Here is a 21,469-nt window from a genome sequence, read left to right as displayed (position 1 = left end):
CAGGACCGCGTCCATGCCGTTTCGCCTGCTGACCGCCCTCTTCATCGGCCTCGTCCTGCCCGCGTGGGCAGCGGCCCAGTCACCCGCCATCGTCCGTCCCGAAGTCGTCGCGACCTATCCGCATGATACGTCGGCCTTTACCCAGGGCCTCTTCATCGCTGAGGGACGTCTCTGGGAGAGCACCGGTCGCGTCGGCAGCTCGGGACTGCGCGAAGTCGATCTGGAAACCGGCGAAACCATCCGCCAAGCGGTCATCGAGCCTCCTTTTTTCGGCGAGGGCGCGGTCCGCTTCGGCGACGAGATTTTCGTCCTGACCTGGCGATCCGAACAGGGCTTCATCTACGATGCCGAAACGCTCGAGCGGGTCGACACATTCACCTATCCCGGCGAAGGCTGGGGCCTGACGACGGACGGAAACCATCTCATCCTGTCGGACGGCAGCCATGTGCTGCGCCGGCTCGACCCGCAGACGATGGCGCTCGCCGGCACGCTCGAAGTAACGCTCAACGGACGCCCCGTCCGCCGGCTCAACGAACTGGAATGGGTGAACGGGGAAATCTGGGCCAATATCTGGCAGACCCGCTCCATAGTCCGCATCGATCCGGAGACGGGTGCCGTGACGGGTCTGGTCGACCTGACGGCACTGGTGCCCGAGAGCGTACGGGGAAGTCGCGACTCCGTTGCCAACGGCATCGCATGGAATGCCGGGACCGGCCAAGTCTACGTAACCGGAAAACTCTGGCCCGAACTGATCGAGATTCGCCTGCCTGACTAGGAGACTGGACGAGGCAAGGCGACACAGGGCAATCAATTTGCCATGACGAGTCTTCAATCACCGAAGCCGGCTTCCGGGGCCGGGGTTTACCGGGCCGCGACATGGTTGTCCGGTACCACGACGCTCTACTTGCTGGGCTGGAGCATTCTGACTGCCGTCTTCTTCCTTTCCGGCTTCACCTTCACGATCGCGGACGTCGACATGCGCGAGGCCGTACGCCATGCGCCGGTCTTCGTCATCGGGGCGCTCTATGCGGAAACGATCCTGGGCGGCATCACTTTCCTGCTGATCCGGCGCCGCCGGTCCGTAGCACTGGTGGTCTGTCTGCTGGCGATCGGCCTGCAAATGGCGATCTGGTACTGCCTCGCCATCGACCCGTATTTCAACGGACGGATCGGCTTCGCGCTGTTCGCGGCCCAGAGCATCCTGGCGATCCTCCTGTGGCTGGCAATGATGGATCGCGAGCTCCGCTGAGCCCTACCAGGCGCCCAATTCCATCAGTTTCGCCCGCAGCTCTGCCGGCAGGTCCTCGCCGCCAGCGCCCGCACCGTCGATATCGCGCGGCGCATCCTCGGGCTTGAGATAGCGCCACCCCTGGAAGGGACGTCGCGGCGTCGGTGCGGTGCGGATCAGGTCCGGCGACATGATGATGGCGCAGCGCTTGATACCGTCCCGTCCCTCGACCTTCTCGAGCGCGACGATCTCCGAGCGGCACTGGATGGAACCGTTGATCACCCAGTAGAGCGATCCCCCGTCCTCGACTTCATCCTTGCGCGAGGGAAACATGCGTGTGACATGCATGACCAATGGCGGTTCGCCTGCCGAAGTTCGCGCGGCTGCCTCCCTGGCGAACGAGGCTTCAAGCTGCTCGATCGAAGACACGCCCACGCAGAGTTTCACGATATGGATCGTCATACTCCGGGATTAGGCCGACTCAAACGCCCCGTCAAAGAGCGAACGCCGGCGCCCGGCAGTGATCCGGGCGGGCGTGTAGCGCGTACACGAGCATCAATCGCAGTGAGCCGGAGACGCTCTTGAAGACCAAGGCCCTTATATCCGTCCTCGCCCTCCTGACGCTCTATGCGAGCGCTTGGGCGGGCATCATCGTCTATTTCATGTCGGGCGGCCGCATCGAAATGGTTCTGGGTATCCAGATGGCCAATGCGTGGGAGTATACGTCGACACTGACGCGGATTGCGGTGCTGTTCTGGGCCGTCGCGCTCTGGCTGACGCTCGGCGCCGCACTCCTGCGCCGGCGCTATGCCGGCTTCGCGATGATCGGCGTGATCCTCATCCACCTGGCGGCCTTCATCCCGCTCACCGCAAACCCCTATTACGATGCGACGGCCGGATACTTCGTGGTCAGTCTCGAGCTCCTGCTGACCCCGCTCCTGTTCAGCTTGCGGGCGGACAGGTCGACCGATTGATCAGGCGACCATCCGGTCCACCAGCCCGTCGGGCGCGTGCGGATCGATGTCGAATGTCCGCTCGCTCTTGGGCATCTGCCGGGCGGCCTCGCCAAACAGCCTGATCTTGAGCTTCATGCCCGCATTCAGGGCCAGCTTGAACAGCGCCCCTGCCCCTTCCGTCGAAGTCGAGCGCGGCCTCCAGCCCAGACTGCGCCGCAGGACACCATTGGCGTAGAGCACCGCATTGCGCCGGCGCGATTGCGGCGTCGAAATCTCGAAGGGCACCGACACGTTCACGCCCGACTGGTTCTCGATCCGGTGCGGCCCGTGCAGCGGCCAGTTGGCGGCCATTCCCGGATGCAGATCAACCGTGAAGGCGGCCGCATCCCAGGCCGGATCGAAGTCGATATCCTCGGTCTTGTCCTTGTGCAGGACGGCCTCGACATCGTCGGTGTTCAGATAAGGCAGACGCGCGGGATAGGTGCGGAAACGCTTCACCCCGCGCATATGCCACAGCATGGTCTCCGACACGTCCGAATGCAGGAAGACCTGCGCCGCCGGCGAGGAAATCAAGATGCCGGCCTCGGCCTGAAGCGGCCGGAAGCTCTTGTCGGCCCGCCGCATGTCAGCGAGCATCTTATCGAAAATGGGCCGGTATTCCGGATCCATATCCATGGCATGACGCAGATTGATCCAGAGCTTGCCCTTGCGGACCGCCTCGATCAGTTCCATCCCGCTCAGCGCCCCGGGATCGCCGGCCCGCCAGCTCTCATGGTCCGTGGCGTCGTCGCCCATGGTGCAGAAATCGATCAGCTCGCGCGGATGGCGCTCGATCAGCCCCGCCAGCGCGACATCAGAAAACCCGTGATGCTCGTGATAGTTATGTCGAATTACGACGGGTTCCCGACGAAACTTGCGCCGTGCATCATCCGTCCAGCGGCTTTCGAACTGATCCATATATGTGTCGCGCATTGAACCGGCTCCTCTCACCTCACCCGTCACGGAGCAAGAGGCGTGCCGGTTTCGCGTGATGCGGGAGCGGCCCGGTGACGGCCTACGCCGCTGCGACGTCTTCCTCGGCCAGCGTAACGAGAACATCGCCCTCGCCGACCTGGGCACCGGTTTCGGCATCGACGGCCTCGATCACGCCGTCGCGCGGCGCGCCGAGCGCGTGTTCCATCTTCATCGCCTCAAGCACGATGAGCGCGTCGCCTTTCGCGACGCTGTCGCCCGGCTTCACGTTCACGGCAAGCACCTTGCCGGGCATTGGCGCCTTGACGACGCCTCCGGCTTCCGCTGCATCGGCCAGGGCGTCGGGATGGGGCTGATCGAAGACCGTCGTCCGGCCATGGCAGGCCACGAGGACAGCTCCACCATCGAGCCTCTCGCAGACGGCGTGCACAAATCTCCCGTTCAGACGGCCCGCAAAAGCATACCCGCTATCCGTGCCGGTTACCTCGATGTCCGAAAGCGACACCGTATCGTTGCCGCTGCGGACGATCAGCGCTGTCTCGCTATCGGTCAGCGAAACGGCAACCGGTTCGCCATTGACCTCGAAGCGTTGCTCCAGGCGCGGAGCCGCATTGAGGCGCCAGCCATCGGCCACGTCGAAGGGCTCGGGCAATTCGCCCAGAAGCGGGCGCAGGCCGAGAGCGCTCAGCATGGCGAAACCGGCATCGGCCGTGTCGACGCCAGCCGGCACCAGGCTTTCGAGCCGGGCCTCGATGAAGCCCGTCGTCACTTCACCGGCAAGGAAATCCGCATCGAGCGCCGCGCGGCGCAGGAAGCCGGCATTGGTCCGGACCGGGTGGACGACCACGTCATCAAGCATGTCCGCCAGCTTGTGAGCGGCACCGCCCCGCGTATCGGCCCAGGCGATCAGCTTCGCGATCATCGGATCGTAGAAGAGAGAAACCTCGCCGCCCTCTTCGACGCCGGTATCGACGCGGCGCCCTTCGCCCGGCGATGCCAGTCCCAGCCGGTCGAGCGGTCCCGTCGAGGGCAGGAATCCGCTGGCCGGATCCTCGGCGTAGAGGCGGGCCTCCATGGCGTGGCCCTGCAGGCCGATCGTATCCTGTTCGGGCACGGAACCGCCTGCGGCGACCTTGAGCTGAAGCTCGACGAGATCGAGGCCGGTGACCATTTCAGTCACCGGATGCTCGACTTGAAGACGCGTATTCATCTCCATGAAATAAAATCCGTCTTCACGAAGCGGGCCGGACCCGTCCACGATGAATTCCACGGTGCCGGCACCGACATAATTCACCGCCTTCGCGGCATTGATCGCGGCCGAGCACATGGCCGTGCGGACCTGCGGCGTCATGCCCGGCGCAGGCGCTTCCTCGATCACTTTCTGGTGGCGGCGCTGCAGCGAGCAATCGCGCTCGTAGAGATGGATCACACGGCCACGGCTGTCGCCGAAAACCTGCACCTCGATATGGCGCGGATTGGTGATGAATTTCTCGATCAGCACGCGGTCGTCGCCGAAACTCTTGGAGGATTCGCGCTTGCAGCTGTCCAGCGCGGCCAGGAAATCGCCGGCCTTCTCGACCTTGCGCATGCCTTTGCCGCCGCCGCCGGCAACCGCCTTGATGAGGACCGGGAAGCCGATCGCCTCGGCCGCATCCTTGAGCAGTTCGGGGTCCTGATTGTCGCCGTGATAGCCCGGCGTGATAGGTACGCCCGCCTCTTCCATCAGCGCCTTGGCCTGGTCCTTAAGCCCCATGGCCCGGATCGCGTCCGGCGACGGGCCGACGAAGATGATGCCGTTCTCGGCACACGCTTCGGCAAAGGCGGCGTTTTCCGACAGAAAGCCGTAGCCAGGATGGATGGCGTCCGCGCCGGTCTGTTTGGCCGCCGCAATGATCTTGTCGCCGAGCAGATAGCTCTCCGCCGCCGGTGCCGGGCCGAGCAGCACGGCCTCGTCCGCCTCGCGGACGTGCGGCGCATTGGCGTCGGCCTCCGAATAGACGGCGACACAGCGAATGCCCATGCGGCGGGCGGTCTTCATCACGCGACGGGCGATCTCGCCGCGATTGGCGATGAGGAGGGTCTTGATCATTGCGATACCTCGAACTGCATCGTTTCGGCCGGTTTGCGCCGGTATTGCACAGCCGCGACGAGGACGAAACTGATGATCATCAGGAGATACCAGGAGCCCAGCTTGGCCAGCGACACCATATGCCAGCTGACATCCTGTCCCGGATAGGTCCAGGCCCGGGCGAAAGTCCCGATATTCTCGGCAAACCAGATGAAAAGCGCGACCAGCAGGAAGCCGATCACCAGCGGCATGGGCCGGTGTTCTCGGTCGGGCCTGAAGCGCACGATACAGCCGCCATAGAGCAGCACCGTCGCCGCGAAGAGGCCATAGCGCAGATCGTACCAGTAATGATGCAGGTAGAAATTCACATAGACCGCAAAAGCCAGCACATACTGCCAGACCAGCGGCGGAAAGCGCTCGAAGCGGAAGTCGAAGATTCGCCAGACCCGCGCCAGATAGGACCCGACAGCGGCGTACATGAAGCCCGAAAAGAGCGGCACACCGGCGATCTGCAGAAAGCTTTCTTCCGGATAGACCCAGCTGCCGGCCGCCGTCTTGAAGATTTCCATCAGCGTGCCGACCACGTGGAAAGCCGCGATCACCCGCGCCTCCTCCCAGCTTTCCAGCTTCGTGGCGATCAGCACGACCTGGATGGCCAGCGCGGCGAGCGTGAGGAAATCATATCGGGCGAGCGCTGCATCGGCCGGATAAAGCAGATAGGTTCCCAGCAGCAGCGCCAGCATAAGCCCGCCGAACAGGCAGGCCCAGGCCTGCTTGATGCCGAAAGCAAGAAACTCGAACAGGCCCAGCGTTACCGGCCCGCGCACGATCCACGCCCGCAGGGCTTCCCGGCGGGCGTGGAGGTAGTCACGGGGATCGGGGAACGCCAAGCGGACCTACTCCGCCCAGCTCGGCTTGCGGCGTTCGAGGAAAGCGGCGAGGCCCTCCTTGCCCTCTTCGGACGAGCGGCGGCGCGCAATGGCCTTGGCAGTGTGGACGAGCAGCGGATGGCCGATTTCCTCGTCCGCGACGTCGTCGACCAGCTTCTTGGCATCGGCGACAGCGCCCGGCGCCGCGGAGAAAGCCAGCTTGGCGAGATGCTCCTCCATCGCCGTCATCTCTTCCATGTCGGCGACCGTGTACTGGGCAAGTCCGATCTTCTCGGCGAAGTCTCCGTCGAAGCCCTCGCCCGAGGTGAAGAGCGCGCGCGCCCATTTCGGGCCGATCGCCTTGACCACGAAGGGCGAGATGGTCGCCGGCGTGAGGCCGAGACGGACTTCGGAGAAGCGGATCTTGGCATCCTTCATCACCACGCCGACATCGCAGGCCGCCAGCAGGCCGGCCCCGCCGCCCATCGCCGCGCCATGAACCAGGGCGACGGTCATCTGCGGCAGTTCGTAGAGGCGCTTGAGCATGGTCGCGAGCGCCATGGCGTCCTCTTCATTGTCAGCCTCGGTATAGTGCGCCGCCGCCTGCATCCATTCCAGGTCGGCACCGGCGGAGAAGCTCGGTCCGGCGCCGCGCAGGAAGACGATCCGCACGCCGTCCTCGTTCGCCCGCAGGGTCTCGAACATGTCGGACAGGGTCGCGATGACCTCGGCATTGAAGGCGTTGTGCTTGTCGGGCCGGTTGAGGGTGATGACGGCAACGCCGGCCGGGCTCACATCGAGAAGGACGGGGGCTTCGGACATGTCTGTCTCCGTTTTGCGTCAATACCCTAGGCTTACTGCCGGAGGCGGATTGCAACAATGAAAAAGGGCCGCTGCATGGCAGCGGCCCTTGAAGTCAGACTTGAAAACGGGGCCCGGCTCGCGGGCACGTACTCACTCGCCTCTGAACACGAGGCCCTTCAGCATGGACAGGATTGTGATTCCGATCAGGTACATGATCGCGATCCCGCCAAGATACAGGTAGTAGTTCGTCTCCGTGAACGGAGCCATGGATGCATTCATGTCGAAGGTGGCACCCTCGCGCACGATGGGCATCACATTGTCGACGATGACATGGATGATCACGCCGACGACGGTGAAGATCAGGATGGCGCCGAATTCACGCATGAGCAGCGCAAGCACCAAGGCGATCACGCCCAGCTGGATCCCCAGCGGCATCCAGTCCACCGCGGTGCCGTCCGCATTGCCCGCGAAGGCAATCAGGCCCGGCATGAAGAAGTCGATGGCGGGCTGGATATAGCCCATGATTTGGTCCAGAAATTCCATTGCGCGGTCCCCTTCCGCAACTAAACACGAGTCCAGCTTACCCCAAGTCAGACCCTTTGGTTAACGTTCTGTCGAATTTCACGGCTTGAAAAGCGGGTTCTCCTGAGAGGCGAATTCTATGAACCTTTTACGACAAGCCGTTTAATCGCGAACAGAATTCCGATCACGATCAGATAGCCTACAAACAAGGCCACGAGGTACCGCCAGAATTCAACTTCCAATACTTGGGGTAACTGGAAGCCTCCGACTTCGGCGATGACCGGGGCCATGACATCAAGAGCGATATGGGCCACGACCGCACCACCGGCGATAACGCCGATACGCGACCAGTTCGTCAGCATCAGCGTCGCCACAACGGCCACGAAGAGGCCCTGAACGGCATTCACCTCCGCAAAGCCCTCACGGGCCAGCACAAGCGCCTGATCGACGAACTCTGGCATACATCCCCCCATTTCCCGCATTCACGCGAGCAACGGGGACATCTTACCAAACATTAACCAATTGTCACGCACCGAACCGTCAGCTTCCTGACGCAACAAGCTGAAACTACGGGAAGACCGTCCCCCAGGGCCTGGCGGGAACGCCGTCAGATACCCTTCTGCCCCAGCGTGCGCACGCGCTCGAGCATGGCCAGGCGCCCCTTCTCGCCGGCCGCTTCCACAGCACCGAGAATGGTGTGCCGGACAGGCCGGAAGCCGGACATGCGGAAGATACCCTGCTCGATCGCCTTGAGGCTGTGAGCGCCGAAGATCAGCTTGTAGGCAAAGCCGGGCATGCCCATCGTCACGATCAGGCGCGCCGACTTGCCCTTCATCTTCTGCGCCGGCCATTTCGAGCTGTCGCCGGCGGTATCCAGGAAGAAGCCGCCCCGGCCGACCTGTTCGAGAAAACCCTTCAGCTTGGCCGGCAGACTGCCCAGCCAGAGCGGATACAGCAGGACGACATGATCCGCCGCCGCGATCTTCTCGCGCGCCGCGCAGAGGATGTCGTCGGGGGCCGTGGCAAAGGCGTCTGCGCTGTCGAGGTAACCGAAATCGAGATGCGCGACATCGATCCGGCTGACCTGATGCTCCCCGTCGAAGGCCCCTTCGGCATAAGCGTCGGCGAGCGCCGTGACGAAACGCCCCTCGGACGTATCAGGGTGACCGTTGATGATGCAGATATTCAGGCCCATTCGCGCGCATCCTCCCTCGAAAGGGCCACGCTAGCGCCGAATCGCTGTCTCCGCCGCGCGGCACGGCGCCGCAGGACGGTGCGGCTTACTTACATCCGGAACACGCCGAACTTCGTCTTCTCGATCGGAGCGTTCAGGGCGGCCGAGAGCGAGAGGCCGAGGACGCGTCGCGTGTCCTGCGGGGCGATGATGCCGTCATCCCATATGCGGGCGGTGGAGAAGTAGGGATTGCCCTCTTCCTCATAGCGCTGGCGGATCGGTTCCTTGAAGGCGGCTTCTTCCTCGACCGGCCAGTCCTCGCCGCGATGCTCCATGGAATCGCGCTTGACCGTGGCCAGCACGGAGGCGGCCTGTTCGCCGCCCATGACGGAAATGCGGGCATTGGGCCACATGAAGAGGAAGCGCGGGGAATAGGCGCGGCCGCACATGCCGTAATTGCCCGCCCCGTAGGAGCCGCCGATGATGACGGTGAATTTCGGCCCCTTGAAGGTCGAGACCGCGGTGACGAGCTTGGCTCCGTCCTTGGCGATTCCGCCCGCCTCGTATTTCGAGCCGACCATGAAGCCGGTGATGTTCTGCAGGAAGACCAGCGGAATGCCGCGCTGGGCGCACAGCTCGATGAAGTGGGCGCCCTTCTGGGCGCTTTCGGAGAAGAGGATGCCGTTATTGGCGATTATGCCCACCGGCATGCCGTAGAGGCGGGCGAAGCCGGTGACCAGGGTTTCGCCGTAGAGCTTCTTGAACTCGTCGAATTCGGAGCCGTCGACAATGCGGGCGATCACCTCGCGCACATCGTAGGGCGCACGGATATCGGCCGGGATCACCCCGCCCAGCTCGGCCGGATCATAGACCGGTTCGCGCGGCTCCGTGACGTCCAGCTCGACCTGTTTGACCGTGTTGAGCGTACCGACGATGCGCCGTGCCGTATGCAGGGCGTGCTCGTCATTGGCGGCGTAGTGGTCGGCCACGCCGGACGTGCGCGCATGCACGTCCGCGCCGCCCAGATCCTCGGCCGAGATCACTTCGCCCGTAGCCGCCTTCACCAGCGGCGGACCGCCCAGAAAGATCGTGCCCTGCTTGCGCACGATGACGGTTTCGTCGGACATGGCCGGGACATAGGCGCCACCTGCCGTACAGGAGCCCATGACGACGGCGATCTGCGGAATGCCCTCGGCCGACATGTTGGCCTGGTTGAAGAAGATGCGCCCGAAATGGTCGCGATCCGGGAAGACCTCGGCCTGGTGCGGCAGGTTCGCCCCGCCGCTGTCCACGAGATAGACGCAAGGCAGACGGTTCTGCATGGCGATTTCCTGCGCCCGCAAATGCTTCTTCACCGTCATCGGGTAATAGGCGCCGCCCTTGATGGTCGGATCGTTGCAGACGATCATCACCTCGCGGCCGGACACGCGGCCGATCCCGGCAATCATGCCGGCCCCGTGCACATTGCCCTCATACATGCCGTTCGCCGCCAGGGCGCCGATCTCGAGGAAGGGCGAGCCCGGATCGAGCAGGCGCTCGACGCGTTCGCGTGGCAGCAGCTTGCCCCGGGACAGATGCTTCTCCCGCGAGCGCTCGGACCCGCCCTCCGCGGCTTCGGCGGTCCGCTTGCGCAGCTCGGCGACCAGCGCATCCATGGCGGCGGCATTCTCCTTGAAGTTTTCGGAGGCCGTATCGAGGGCGGAAACGAGTTGGGTCATGAAGCAAACCAGTCCGGACAAGGAAAATCTTGGCGCAATTAATCGTCCCTTCAACAATATCGCAATGGCCAGACCGCAATGCGCGCGGCAAAAAACACCTCACGGAGCGATAAAGGCGGACAGGTCCTGCCTCCGGGATGAGCGTCCTGCGCTGCCCCGGCGAACGGCCGCGTGCTGCCTTGCATCCATTCGGTCCCGGCGAAGCATCCCATCAGGGAAACCGACGGGGAGACCGACATGCTGAAACAGACCGCCCTTCTCCTGGTGAGCTTCGCGCTGACCACGAGCGCCATGGTGAATGCCCAGACGCCATCCGACGCGCCACCGCCGCAGGTCATGGTGCTCGGGACGTTCCACTTTACCGGCGGCGGCAGCGACTTGATCAACTCGGAAGTCGACGATTTCCGCAGTCCGCGGCGCCAGGCCGAAATCGCCGAGGTTCTCGACCGGCTGGAAGCTTTCGCGCCGACGCGCATTCTCGTGGAGCTGCGTCCGGAGCACGAGGCCGACTTCAACATGGCCTACCAGGCCTGGCTGGCCGGTGAGCGGGACCTGACGGTCAATGAACGCCAGCAGATCGGCATGGCGCTGGCCGGGCGCCTCGGACACAACCGGCTCTACGCCGTGGACGTCGAGGGCAATATGGACTTCGACGGCATGATGGGTGCGGCCGCCAATGCCGGCCAGCAGGACGTGATCCGCGATTTCTCGGCCTATGCCGACCAGATTCGCGCCCTGACGGTCGTTCAGGATGCGCCGGAACGCACCGTCCGCGAACGGCTGATCGACCAGAACAGCCAGCCTATGCGCGACATGCACAGCATCTACCTCCTGCTCGCCCAGATGGGGCCGGCGGAGAATCCGGCCGGGGCGCGGGAGATGACGAACTGGTGGGGTCGCAATCTCCACATATTCGCGAATATTTCGCGCCATGCGGAACCGGGAGAGCGTCTGCTCGTTATCTATGGCTCGGGGCACAAATACCTGCTCGACCAATTCGTGGACCGCGCGCCGAATATGGTCTGGGTCGATCCGCTCCCCTATCTCGCGGATTAACCTGCCGGCGGATAAATTATCCGCCCCTCGTCCGGCGCCTCCCTTGGCCCGCAGGAGGCTTTCCCGTAAGGTTTCAAAGTCGAACGGAATACGAATTGGAGACAATTTGAGATCGGGATTTAACATCTGATTCAGGGCCCGGGCGGACCCTGATTTCGATGAAAGTTTCGATTCGCTAGATTCGATTCCGGTCGACATGGGAGGCGTCGATGCACAGACAAGCAATTGTATCTGCTGCTATAATCAGCTTCTCCGCGAGCCTCGCGGAGGCGCAGAACACGCCTGATGCCCAAGCCTGGCTAATCCCTCAGCCGGCAACGGCGGACAGCGCCCCACTCAGATGGCGCCTCTCGACCGAAACGGCCCGCCGGGACGGTCTGGTCCTCGACGAATCGGATGTTTCGAACAGCGATGTCTCGGCCATTGCCAGCCAGGTCGACATCTATCCCTTCGGCGACGACTTCTACCTCTCGGCGGGCACGGTCGCCGGTCTCGACCCGCGCCGCAGCGCACCGGCCTGGACGCTGAGCCCCGACGCTCCGGCCTGGGCGCAATTCCCGCATACCGAGCTTTACGAAGACCAGGGCGGCAACCGCCTCGTCGAGCTGACCCGCTATCTCGGAGCCGGCATCACCGTGCGGACGATCGACAGCTGGAGCCTTACGGTCGAGGGCGGCGCCTATTTCCAGGACCGCGGACAGGATCGCATGATGATGTTCGATCCGGAGACGGGCGAGGAAGTCCCGCTTCTCGATGATCTCGACACTGTCGACCGCGAAGCCGTCGGCGAACCGCAATCGCGCTCGGTGCGTTCGGTCGGACATCTCGTCCTGCGCCGCCGCTTCTGATCTGCGCACAGTACCGGGCTTTCCGGTCCTGCCTTCCCTCTTCATCTCGCCTGGCAGGGCACCTAGAGTGAGCGGTGAATCACCGGATCCTCGTACGCCATGCCGCTCAATCTCTCCTTCCTGCCTTTCCTCAATCGCATCGAGAAATCCGTGCTCGATGCCGTCGAGCACGAGGTGGAATGGTTCTGCCTTCCGGCGGGACAGCTGCTCTTCCGGGAAGGCGAGACGGCGGACGCCTTCTACCTGGTCCGCTCGGGCGCCCTCGCCGCCTTCCGCAACGGTGCCCTTCAGCGTCCCGACCTGCTCGGTTATATCCGTGCCGGGGAGCCGGTCGGCGAGATGTCCCTGCTCGAGGAAGTGCCCCACAGCGCTTCGGTCTATGCCCTTCGCGACAGCGAGATCGTCCGCATCCCCAAGGCGAGCTTCGACCGGCTGACCAACAAGCATGCCAGCCTGATGCGCGAGCTGTCGCGGATGATGGTGTCGCGCCTGCGCGGGCATGGCCGCAATCGGGGGTCCGAGCCGCGGGTCTTCGCCATGATCGGCACCTCGCCCACGATCGATCTCGATTTCCGGAGCCAGGAATTGCAGTCCGCCCTCGCGGATCTCGGCGTGCGCTGCGCAATCGCGGACGACAGCTGTGCGGACTGGTCTGCGAAACAGCTGGACGAGCTGGAAGCCGAGCACGACATCGTCCTCATGACGGCCCGCCTCTCCGATCCCGCCTGGGCGCGCCGGGCCATGGGCCGCGCGGACCGGATGTGGCTTTTCGCGCGGGCCGATGCGCGCCCCTCGCGCCCGATCCTGCCCGACGATCCTTCGCCCGCCGCCCGTCTGAAGCTGCTCGATGTGGTCCTGCTCCACCCCAAGGGCGTGCAGGCAGCTTCGCGCCCCCAGGACTGGGCGGACGCAGCCGAGGCCGCACGGGTTTTCCACTGGCGGCAGGATTTCCACCGGCCCGACACGGCCCGTCTCGCGCGCACCCTGGCCGGGAAATCGGTCGGTCTGATCGTATCCGGCGGCGGCGCGCGGGCCTATGCGCATCTCGGCGCGATCCGGGCGCTGCGCGAAGCCGGCATGCCCTTCGATTTCGCCGGCGGGGCATCCATGGGGGCGATCATCGCCGCCGGCATCGCCCTCGACTGGGACGATGACGAGCTGGAAGCACGGATTCGCAAGGCCTTCGTGGATTCCAACCCGCTGGACGACTGGAATCTGCCCGTCATTTCCCTGACCAAGGGCAAGAAAGTCGACGCACGACTGAAGGAGCATTTCGGCGACGCCCATATCGCCGATCTCGCGCGTCCCTTCTTCTGTCTCTCCTCCAATCTCGCCAGCGGTCGGCCCTTCGTGCACCGGTCCGGCTGTCTGCGCGACGCGCTGCGCGCCTCGATCGCGATCCCCGGTCTCCTCCCGCCCGTCGTCTCGAACGGGCAAATTCTCGTGGACGGCGCCGTCTTCACCAATTTCCCGGCCCGCGAGATGCGGGCTTTTCACCGTGGCGCCGTCGTCGGGGTCGATGTGACGCGTGCCCAGGGTCTCAACCCGAACGACTTCATTGATCCGCCGAACTTCTTTGGCTGGGTCGGCAAGCACGGGTTCAAATCCCTGCCGCCCATCGCCTCCCTGCTGATGCGGGCGGCGACCGTGGGCGTGGCGGACGATCGCGATATCGGGCGCGAAGCCGCAGACCTGCTCATCCTGCCTGAAACCCATGTCGATATCCGCGACTGGGGCTGCTTCGAGGAAGTCATCGAGTCCGGCTATGTCGCAGCGCAGGAAATGCTCGCCGGCATCGAGGACGAGATGCGAGACACGCTCCAGCTCAAGCCGGGCGGAAACCCGATATCAAAGCGCGACTGGGATAACTGACGCGATCAGTAAGGCGGATAATTGAGATCCCAGAGGATGAGCTGGATCGCCCGGCGCCCGGTCAGACGGGCACGGCAGATCGCCTGTTCGGCCAGCGCGGACTGAGTGCCTGCATAAAAGCTCGCCAGCATGGCGCAATCGGCATCCCGGCTGACCAGCCAGGCGTCCTGCGCCGCAGCCAGCGCCGCCTGACCGCCGCTGCTCATCGAGGCGGCCATCGTCTCCCGGGCCTCGGCCAGATGCCTCTCCCAGGCATCGGCTTCCTCATTGTGGCATCGCACCACGCCTTCCGGCGTCGCGCCCTCCTCGCTCAACTCGTTGCAGGCGGTCGCATACTCGAAAATACAGCTTTCCATCCGGCCGTCATTGCGATGCCGGTAGAGACAGGCCGAGATCGTATCGAAGGCGGAAAGCCGCGGCATGGCAGGCTGGGCCGTAGCCGCGGGCGCGGGCGCGGCGGGCGCTTCCGCAGCCTGGCTGCAGCCGGTAAAAAGCATGGCGGACAGGATCGCCGGTGCAAACAGGGATCGGATCATCGGGTAACTCCTCAAGCCAATGTCACGCTAGCAGGCTGCGAGCTTCAGCGATATTCCGGATTGGGATGATCGAAACGCTCGCCGGCATCCCACGCCTCGCGGGAATTGCCTTCGGCCGGCAGCCCGCCCGCATCCTTGAGCAGCTTGGCCATATGCATGACGTTCCAGCTCATGAAGGTCGTGTTGCGCTGGGTGAACATGTTCTGCGGCCCGCCGGAGTCCGGGTCCAGATAGGACGGCCCCGGTCCCGCCTCCCCGATCCATCCGGCATCGGCCTGGGGCGGTATGGTCAGCCCGATGTGCTGGAGCGCATAGAGCACGCTCATGGCGACATGCTTGATACCGTCCTCATTGCCGGTGACGATGCACCCGCCGACCTTGCCGTAATAGCCGTACTGGCCGCGATCATTCGTCTCGCCGGACTGGGCGTAGAGGCGCTCGATGAGTATCCGGGCCACGGAACTTTCCTCGCCCAGCCAGATTGGCGTCCCGACGACGAGGATGTCGGCCCGGCTGATCTTCGCCCAGAGCTCCGGCCAGTCGTCACGCGCCCAGCCATGCTCGCGCATGTCCGGATAGACACCGAACGCAATGTCGTGATCGACCAGCCGGATCATCTCCGTCGTCACGCCGTGGGACTCCATGATGGATTTCGAGACCTGCATCAGGCCGGCCGTGTGCGACGGCTCGGGCGTCCGCTTGAGCGTGCAGTTGATGAAAACGGCGGAGAGGTCGGAATAGTCGGGCATGAAAAAGCTCCGGGCAGCGATCCTGCCCGGAGCCTATCAAGCCTTCACACGGCTGGCAGCGATTAGTTCGTCTCGTCGAACAATTCGCGGCCGATCAGCCAGCGTCGGATCTCGCTCGTGCCCGCGCCGATCTCGTAGAGCTTGGCGTCGCGCAGGAGGCGGCCCGTGGGGTATTCGTTGATATAGCCGTTGCCGCCCAGCAGCTGGATCGCGTCCAGCGCCATCTGGGTTGCGCCCTCGGCGGCATAGAGAATGGCGCCGGCAGCGTCCTTGCGGCTCGTCTCGCCGCGGTCGCAGGCCTGGGCCACGGCATAGACATAGGCGCGCGTCGCATTCATGCGCACATACATGTCGGCCAGCTTGCCCTGCACCAGCTGGAACTCGCCGATGGAACGGCCGAACTGCTTGCGCTCGCGGATATAGGGCATCACCACGTCCATGCAGGACTGCATGATGCCTACCGGGCCGGAGGCCAGCACGGCGCGCTCATAGTCGAGGCCCGACATCAGCACTTCCACGCCGCCATTGAGCGGGCCCATCACATTCTCTTCGGGAACCTCGCAGTCTTGGAAAACGAGCTCGCCGGTCTCGGAGCCGCGCATGCCCAGCTTGTCCAGCTTCTGGGCCACGGAGAAGCCCTTCATGCCCCGCTCGATCAGGAAGGCGGTGATTCCGCGCGAGCCCGCGCTGGCATCGGTCTTGGCATAAACGATCAGCGTATCGGCGGCCGGCGCATTGGTGATCCACATCTTCGAACCGTTGAGGATGTAGCGATCGCCCTGTTTCTCGGCCTTCAGCTTCATGGAGACGACGTCGGAACCGGCGCCCGGCTCTGACATGGCCAGCGAGCCGACATGCTCGCCGGACATCAGCTTGGGCAGGTAGCGGGTCTTCTGTTCGGCCGTGCCCCAGCGGCGCAGCTGGTTCACGCAGAGGTTCGAGTGCGCACCGTAGGACAGGCCCACCGATGCCGAAGCGCGGGAAATCTCTTCCATCGCAATGACGTGTTCGAGATAGCCCAGGCCCGAGCCGCCATCTTCTTCCTCGACCGTGATTCCAAGCAGGCCGAGCTCGCCCATCTTGGTCCACAGGTCGGGCGGGAAGACGTCCGTCTTGTCGATCTCGGCGGCGCGCGGCGCGATCTCGTCAGCGGCAAAGGAACGGACGGTGTCGCGGATCATGTCCGCGGTGTCGCCCAGATTGAAATCGAGGGAGGGATATTGGTTCGGTATCATGCCGCGCGATGTAGCATGCGGGTCCGACCGGTCAAGATTTACCGGTGCAGTGCGCGAAACAGAATTTTGCGAATCCGATCAGCCGGAGGCGTTTTGTTTCAACTTGGCCAGCCAGATCGAAGCAAGCTGCCAACCAGCGGTGATTGCCACAAAACTTCCACCCACAAAGGCGGCGACCTCTGCGGACATGGGGCGTTCGCTGAGAATCTGCTCGAGATTGTCGAACACGCCGATCCCGCCGACCGTGGCGGCCACGGCACCAGCGCCGAAGGCAGCCAGGAAGGCCCAGGCCCCGTCATCGGCGCGCGGCGCGGGCTTTTCGACGGCCGGGTGCAGGTCCGCCGCCAGATCCTTCGGAGAGAAGTCATCCTCGCCGGTCAACGGGTCGGACCCGTCCAGCAGAGCATCGGCGGGGGCATGCTCGTCGGTGATCGGCGCCAGCTTCTCGCGATGGCCGGCCTCGACTTCGCCGACGGCGCCGCTGGCTTCCGCCGGCGTTTCCGCAGGGTGCGGCGGCGCGTCCTGCCCCGCACCGGAGACAGCGCGTTCGACGATTTCCGCCACGCGTGCCTCTTCCGGCGTCTCGGACGTGACCTCGTGCGACGCAACGGCTTCCGGAGTATCGACGTCCGCGGTGCCGGTCGCGACCGCCTCGGCCGCCGACGGCGCTTCGTCCCTGGATATATCCTCTTCGGCGAGCATTTCTGCGGCGATCGCAGCCATGCCGGCCTCATTCTCGCCGGCCGCGTCATCCGCCTCGACCGCCTCCGGCGCAGTTCCGGCTTGCGCCTCCAGACTCGCATCCGCGGCGGCAGCCGGCTCGCCTTCCGGCAGCCGGCCCACCATGACGGAGGTGAAGGCATAGCCAACCGGCTGTCCCTCGGGCAGATCGAGAGAGAATGATCGGGTTTCGGGCTCCGGTTCAGGCTCGGGCCGTGGCTCTGGCTGCACGGCCATCGTCTGGCGCGTCAGGGTGAAGCCCAGGTCCATACCGTCGGGCATGTCGAAAGCGGCCAGCGGAGCCGGAGCCGGCGCCGGCTGCGCGGGAGCCGCGTCTTCGGCATCCGGACCGTCGGCTTGCGCCTCGGCACCCTCGCCGTCCCCGGCGATTTCCTCGGCCATGCGCGCCATGACGCGCTCGGCCGCCGCATCGCTCGCTGCGGGCATGCTCGGAGGCATGTCCGGCTGCGGTGCGGGTTGCGGATCGTATTCGGGTTGAGGATCCGGCTCGTATTCAGGCTGCGGCTCCGGTTCGATCTCCGGGGCCGGCTCCGGCGTTATGTCGGGCTCGGGTTCGATCTCGGGCTGCGGTTCCGGCTCGATTTCCGGATCGCCCGCCATTTCCGGTTCGACATGTTCGAGCGCCTCGAACTCGGCCTCGATCGGATCGTCGCGCAGATCGGACACGCGCGCTTCGGCGCTGGACAGACCATCGCCGCGTCCCAGCGTCTCGTCGTCGAGCGGCAGGGCTTCCACGGTCGCGATGATACGGGCGATTTCCGCTTCCGCCTCGCGGCGATTGGTGATGGCCCGGTCCGGCGGCGGAGGCGGCGGCGGCGGCGCGAACGCTTCGACCGGCGCCTGGCGCGGCGGCGTCACGCCCGCGATCGCCCCTTCGAGCACGCGTTCCTCGGCCGGATGTTCCACCTTGATGACCAGTTCGACCGGCAGGGAGCGCTCGCCCGAGGGCGCCGGCAGTCGCGCGTCCAGAAAGAGCGTGCTCTCGGCATCGCGCCGCGCGCTCGACCCGTCGCCATAGCCGGCCAGGGCCTCGCCGGCTGCGTCCATGCGGCCTTCATAGAGATAGCGTGCCACATCGGAACGGCGGAAGGCGTCCGCCCCGATATCGTGCACGAAGGAGATGAGCGCGTCGCGCTGGCCGCGGGCCAGCGGCTCGTTGGCCGCCTCGTCGATCACCTCTTCCGCCTGCATCACGTCATAGATCAGCAGCAGCGAGGCTTCTTCCTCGGTCACCTTGACGCCATGGCGCGCAGCGGCCCGATGGCCGTAGCCCACGACCCAGCGTCCGTCGCCGCCCTGTTCGGCAGTGGCGCGGAAAGGCTCGAACCGTTTGATCAGGTCACGGGCAGCCGGAGATGATTTCAGTCGCGGTTTCATCGTGTTCCGTTTCGAGACGGCGGACAGGCTCTGGCCTCTCCAGATGCAAGCCCGGCACCGTTCGCCTCAGCTCGCATCGTCGAGAAAGACATCGGTCGTGTCCAGCGCAGTAAAGGGCGCGAAGAAACCGCCGCCCGTTCCGCCGCCGACGAGATAGATGCCGTCCTCGAGCACGGCCGCATCGGCGCCCGTCCGTGGCGATGGCAGATCGGCCTCGGCCTGCCAGGCGGCTTCGCCGGGCTGCCAGGAGCTGTGAGCCTGCAGCGTGGTACGCCCATCGGCCGCACGGCCACCGAACACGTGTATACGGCCGTTATAGGCCGCGATGGCCATGCCGCTCCGCGGAGCAGGCAGATCGGGTCCGCGGCTCCAGCTCTGCGTTTCGGGATCGAAGATATCGACCCGCGCACTGGTCTCTCCCTCAAGCAGGCCGCCCACCACATAGATCAGCCCGCCCATCGCGGTCACGGCGACGGCACGGCGTGTGATCCCGGCCGGCACGGTAAGGCTTTCCCATTCGCGGGCGACCGGATCGAATGCGAACACCGTCTCGTCGTCGCGCAGGCCGCCTATGGCGTAGAGTGTATCATCGACCGAGATCAGCGCGAAATCGGCCTTGGCGGACGGCATGGCGACCTCGCTCTGCCAGATATTGCCGCGTTCGGACCACGACCACATGGACGCGCTGGGCGCCACCTGACCGTCTTCGCCCGGCGCATATCCGCCGGCGGCATAGATACGCCCGTTCGCAGTGGCCATGCCGAATTGTTCCAGACCGCGCGGCAGCGGGGTCTCCGGCAGCCAGCGATCCAGGATCAGGTCATAGCTCTCGAATTCGTCTCGCGGTTCGGTCAGCCCGGATCCGCCGGCAGCGAACAGACGACCGTCGATCACCGTCACGGCGAGCCCCGCACGCGGGGCGTCGAGCCGGGCGGCGGTTTCCCACCGGCCTTGCGCTTCGGCCATTGCCGGCGCGGCGAGCGCGACGGCCATCGTCAAGATCAGACTACGCATTATGTAACCATTACCCGTTCCGGTGCGCTCTGGCGACGCACTCTGTTCCGGGCATTATCATCACAAGAGGACGAGTGTCGCCAGTCCCAGAAATGCAAGGAAGCCGACGACGTCGGTCACGGTGGTCACGAAGACCGACGAGGCCACAGCCGGGTCGGCGCCCGCGCGCACCAGCCCCAGCGGGACGAGAATTCCCGACAGGCCGGCGCAGGCGAGGTTGAGCACCATGGCCAGCGCGATGACGCCGGCGAGCTCGAAATTCTGGAACCAGAGCAGGGTCACGACGCCCATCACGGCCGCGAAGATCAGCCCGTTCGCCAGCCCGGTGGCGAGCTCGCGCCAGATCACCCGCATGGCGTTGGCGGCGGTCAGGTCGCGCTCGGCGATGGCCCGCACGGCAACGGCGAGCGATTGGGTTCCCGCATTGCCGCCCATCGAGGCGACGATCGGCATCAGCACGGCCAGCGCGACGATGCTTTCGATCGCGCCCTCGAACAGCGCGATCACGCCGGATGCGAGAATGGCGGTGCCCAGATTGACCAGCAGCCAGGGCGCCCGCGACCGCACGGACCGGACGACCGTATCGGACAGGCCGGCCTCGTTGACGCCGGCGAGCGCCAGCATGTCTTCCTTGTTCTCGTCCTGGATGACATCGACGATATCGTCGAGCGTCAGCATACCCGTCAGGCGGCCGGCCGCATCGACCACCGGTGCCGAGACGAGGTGGTATTTCTGGAAGAGATAGGCGACCTCCTCCTGGTCGGTCTCCGGATCGACCAGGATGCGCGGCGTTTCCATCAGATCGCTCAGCGTCACGTCCCGCTTGGCGCTGAGAAGACGGCAGACGGGGATTTCGCCGACCGGGCGGAAGCCGGTATCGACCACGAAAAGGTCGTGGAACTTGTCCGGCAGCACTTCGTCATTGGCGCGCATGTGATCGAGCGCATGGCCGACGGTCCAGAAGTTCGGCGCCGCCACGAATTCGCGCTGCATGAGGCGGCCGGCCGTCTCGTCGTCGAAGGCCAGGCTGCTCTCGACGGCCTCCCGTTCCGTGTCGGAGATTTCCGCCAGCACAGCGGCCCGGACGCTCTCGTCGAGTTCCTCGACAACCTCGGTCGCGTCATCGCTGTCCAGTTCCTGGATCGCCGCCGCGAGGTGCGAGGTTTCCAGGAAAGCCATGACGATTTCGCGCGTATCCGGCTGGATTTCCGCCAGCACGTCGCCGGTGAAGATATCGGGCGTGAGCAGCGCCAGCGTTTCCAGCTGACCGGCGGAGAGCTGTTCGAGAACGTCCGCCACATCGGCGGCGTGGAGCGGTGCCAGCATGCGCCGGACGAGCTCCGCATCCTGGTCGAGAATCGCCGCGCGCAGATTGGCGACGAATTCCGGATCCGTGTCCGCCAGGGCCGGCGAATCATGGAGGATTTCGTCTTCCAGCGCAGCTTCGCTCATAAGCGGCTCCTCGGTCTCGGCATCGCGGTGACGGGCGCGTGCCCGGCACGTCGCAGGGCAGGCGGGGCGGTCGCTGCCGCCTCCCCGATTGTCTTAAACGTGCTGCCGGACAACCTCAATCGGATTGACCGGAAGACACCGCATTTCAAGACAAATCCGGGTCGCCCCCGGCAAGCGGCGTCATTGTCCGGATTCGCAAACAAGCAAAAGCCCCGTTCGTCGAACGGGGCTTTTCGTTTCCCGGTCATCGGGATATCTCCGCAGGGTCGCATCTGGCG

The 21,469-nt window shown here is 64.9% G+C and carries 21 protein-coding genes; 6 read left to right on the top strand and 15 right to left on the bottom strand.

Annotated elements, in window-relative coordinates:
• Positions 1 to 13: 13 nt before the first annotated feature.
• Together AC13HB_RS03080 and AC13HB_RS03075 are read left to right on the top strand one after the other, a co-directional pair.
• Positions 14 to 775, top strand: coding sequence for a glutaminyl-peptide cyclotransferase (locus AC13HB_RS03080; protein ID WP_482948252.1), 762 nt, complete (start codon positions 14 to 16; stop codon positions 773 to 775).
• Positions 776 to 817: 42 nt separating this feature from the next.
• Entirely contained in the window at positions 818 to 1,249 is a 432-nt protein-coding gene (locus tag AC13HB_RS03075; RefSeq protein WP_482948251.1) for a hypothetical protein, read from the top strand.
• A 3-nt stretch (positions 1,250 to 1,252) separates the two neighbouring features.
• Here the strand turns inward: AC13HB_RS03075 and AC13HB_RS03070 are convergent, their stop codons facing one another.
• Positions 1,253 to 1,690 carry a DUF1489 family protein gene (locus AC13HB_RS03070; RefSeq protein ID WP_482948250.1) on the bottom strand — a complete coding sequence of 146 codons (438 nt, stop codon included), beginning with the start codon at positions 1,688 to 1,690 and terminating at the stop codon, positions 1,253 to 1,255.
• A 119-nt stretch (positions 1,691 to 1,809) separates the two neighbouring features.
• Here AC13HB_RS03070 and AC13HB_RS03065 point away from each other — a divergent pair, with 119 nt between their 5' ends.
• On the top strand, positions 1,810 to 2,202 hold the full coding sequence (locus tag AC13HB_RS03065; RefSeq protein ID WP_482948249.1) for a hypothetical protein: 393 nt from the start codon (positions 1,810 to 1,812) through the stop codon (positions 2,200 to 2,202).
• Here the strand turns inward: AC13HB_RS03065 and AC13HB_RS03060 are convergent, their stop codons facing one another.
• The 8 genes from AC13HB_RS03060 to AC13HB_RS03025 form a co-directional block, all read right to left on the bottom strand.
• On the bottom strand, positions 2,203 to 3,156 hold the full coding sequence (locus tag AC13HB_RS03060) for a hypothetical protein (RefSeq protein ID WP_482948248.1): 954 nt from the start codon (positions 3,154 to 3,156) through the stop codon (positions 2,203 to 2,205).
• An 82-nt stretch (positions 3,157 to 3,238) separates the two neighbouring features.
• Entirely contained in the window at positions 3,239 to 5,245 is a 2,007-nt protein-coding gene (locus AC13HB_RS03055; RefSeq protein ID WP_482948247.1) for an acetyl/propionyl/methylcrotonyl-CoA carboxylase subunit alpha, read from the bottom strand.
• Complete coding sequence (locus AC13HB_RS03050) at positions 5,242 to 6,051, bottom strand: DUF817 domain-containing protein (protein ID WP_482948349.1); 810 nt, start codon at positions 6,049 to 6,051, stop codon at positions 5,242 to 5,244. Before AC13HB_RS03050 ends, AC13HB_RS03055 begins: the two co-directional genes overlap by 4 nt.
• A gap of 69 nt (positions 6,052 to 6,120) precedes the next feature.
• Positions 6,121 to 6,915: an enoyl-CoA hydratase-related protein gene (locus AC13HB_RS03045; RefSeq protein ID WP_482948246.1), complete on the bottom strand. Its 795-nt coding sequence runs from the start codon at positions 6,913 to 6,915 to the stop codon at positions 6,121 to 6,123.
• Positions 6,916 to 7,047: 132 nt separating this feature from the next.
• Positions 7,048 to 7,440 carry a hypothetical protein gene (locus AC13HB_RS03040; protein WP_482948245.1) on the bottom strand — a complete coding sequence of 131 codons (393 nt, stop codon included), beginning with the start codon at positions 7,438 to 7,440 and terminating at the stop codon, positions 7,048 to 7,050.
• Between the two features lie 116 nt (positions 7,441 to 7,556).
• Entirely contained in the window at positions 7,557 to 7,880 is a 324-nt protein-coding gene (locus AC13HB_RS03035; protein WP_482948244.1) for a hypothetical protein, read from the bottom strand.
• Between the two features lie 146 nt (positions 7,881 to 8,026).
• Positions 8,027 to 8,614 (bottom strand): NAD(P)H-dependent oxidoreductase, encoded by a 588-nt coding sequence (locus tag AC13HB_RS03030; protein ID WP_482948243.1) that lies wholly within the window; start codon positions 8,612 to 8,614, stop codon positions 8,027 to 8,029.
• Between the two features lie 89 nt (positions 8,615 to 8,703).
• Positions 8,704 to 10,311 (bottom strand): carboxyl transferase domain-containing protein, encoded by a 1,608-nt coding sequence (locus AC13HB_RS03025; RefSeq protein WP_482948242.1) that lies wholly within the window; start codon positions 10,309 to 10,311, stop codon positions 8,704 to 8,706.
• 237 nt (positions 10,312 to 10,548) lie between these two features.
• On the opposite strand from AC13HB_RS03025, the gene AC13HB_RS03020 reads away from it, so the two are divergent.
• The 3 genes from AC13HB_RS03020 (at position 10,549) to AC13HB_RS03010 (ending at position 14,087) form a co-directional block, all read left to right on the top strand.
• Positions 10,549 to 11,367 (top strand): DUF5694 domain-containing protein, encoded by an 819-nt coding sequence (locus AC13HB_RS03020; protein WP_482948241.1) that lies wholly within the window; start codon positions 10,549 to 10,551, stop codon positions 11,365 to 11,367.
• Between the two features lie 209 nt (positions 11,368 to 11,576).
• Positions 11,577 to 12,215 (top strand): hypothetical protein, encoded by a 639-nt coding sequence (locus AC13HB_RS03015; protein WP_482948240.1) that lies wholly within the window; start codon positions 11,577 to 11,579, stop codon positions 12,213 to 12,215.
• 99 nt (positions 12,216 to 12,314) lie between these two features.
• The gene (locus AC13HB_RS03010; RefSeq protein ID WP_482948239.1) at positions 12,315 to 14,087 is read left to right on the top strand and encodes a patatin-like phospholipase family protein; all 1,773 of its coding nucleotides are present in this window, start codon (positions 12,315 to 12,317) and stop codon (positions 14,085 to 14,087) included.
• 5 nt (positions 14,088 to 14,092) lie between these two features.
• On the opposite strand, the gene AC13HB_RS03005 is transcribed toward AC13HB_RS03010, so the two are convergent.
• The 6 genes from AC13HB_RS03005 to mgtE form a co-directional block, all read right to left on the bottom strand.
• Positions 14,093 to 14,623: a lysozyme inhibitor LprI family protein gene (locus AC13HB_RS03005; RefSeq protein ID WP_482948238.1), complete on the bottom strand. Its 531-nt coding sequence runs from the start codon at positions 14,621 to 14,623 to the stop codon at positions 14,093 to 14,095.
• 44 nt (positions 14,624 to 14,667) lie between these two features.
• Positions 14,668 to 15,372, bottom strand: a complete 705-nt coding sequence (locus AC13HB_RS03000; RefSeq protein ID WP_482948237.1) for a flavodoxin family protein — start codon at positions 15,370 to 15,372, stop codon at positions 14,668 to 14,670.
• 62 nt (positions 15,373 to 15,434) lie between these two features.
• Positions 15,435 to 16,607 (bottom strand): isovaleryl-CoA dehydrogenase, encoded by a 1,173-nt coding sequence (locus tag AC13HB_RS02995; protein WP_482948236.1) that lies wholly within the window; start codon positions 16,605 to 16,607, stop codon positions 15,435 to 15,437.
• A gap of 78 nt (positions 16,608 to 16,685) precedes the next feature.
• Complete coding sequence (locus tag AC13HB_RS02990; RefSeq protein WP_482948235.1) at positions 16,686 to 18,725, bottom strand: lysozyme; 2,040 nt, start codon at positions 18,723 to 18,725, stop codon at positions 16,686 to 16,688.
• A gap of 66 nt (positions 18,726 to 18,791) precedes the next feature.
• Positions 18,792 to 19,739, bottom strand: a complete 948-nt coding sequence (locus AC13HB_RS02985) for a Kelch repeat-containing protein (RefSeq protein ID WP_482948234.1) — start codon at positions 19,737 to 19,739, stop codon at positions 18,792 to 18,794.
• A gap of 60 nt (positions 19,740 to 19,799) precedes the next feature.
• A complete protein-coding gene (gene mgtE, locus AC13HB_RS02980) occupies positions 19,800 to 21,191 on the bottom strand; it encodes a magnesium transporter (protein ID WP_482948233.1) in 1,392 nt (463 codons plus the stop codon).
• Positions 21,192 to 21,469 lie beyond the last annotated feature (278 nt).

The organism is Maricaulis sp. B-26 (genome assembly GCF_056857855.1).
The sequence above is the reverse complement of the archived record's forward strand: the minus strand, read 5'-3'. Positions and strand labels throughout refer to the sequence as shown.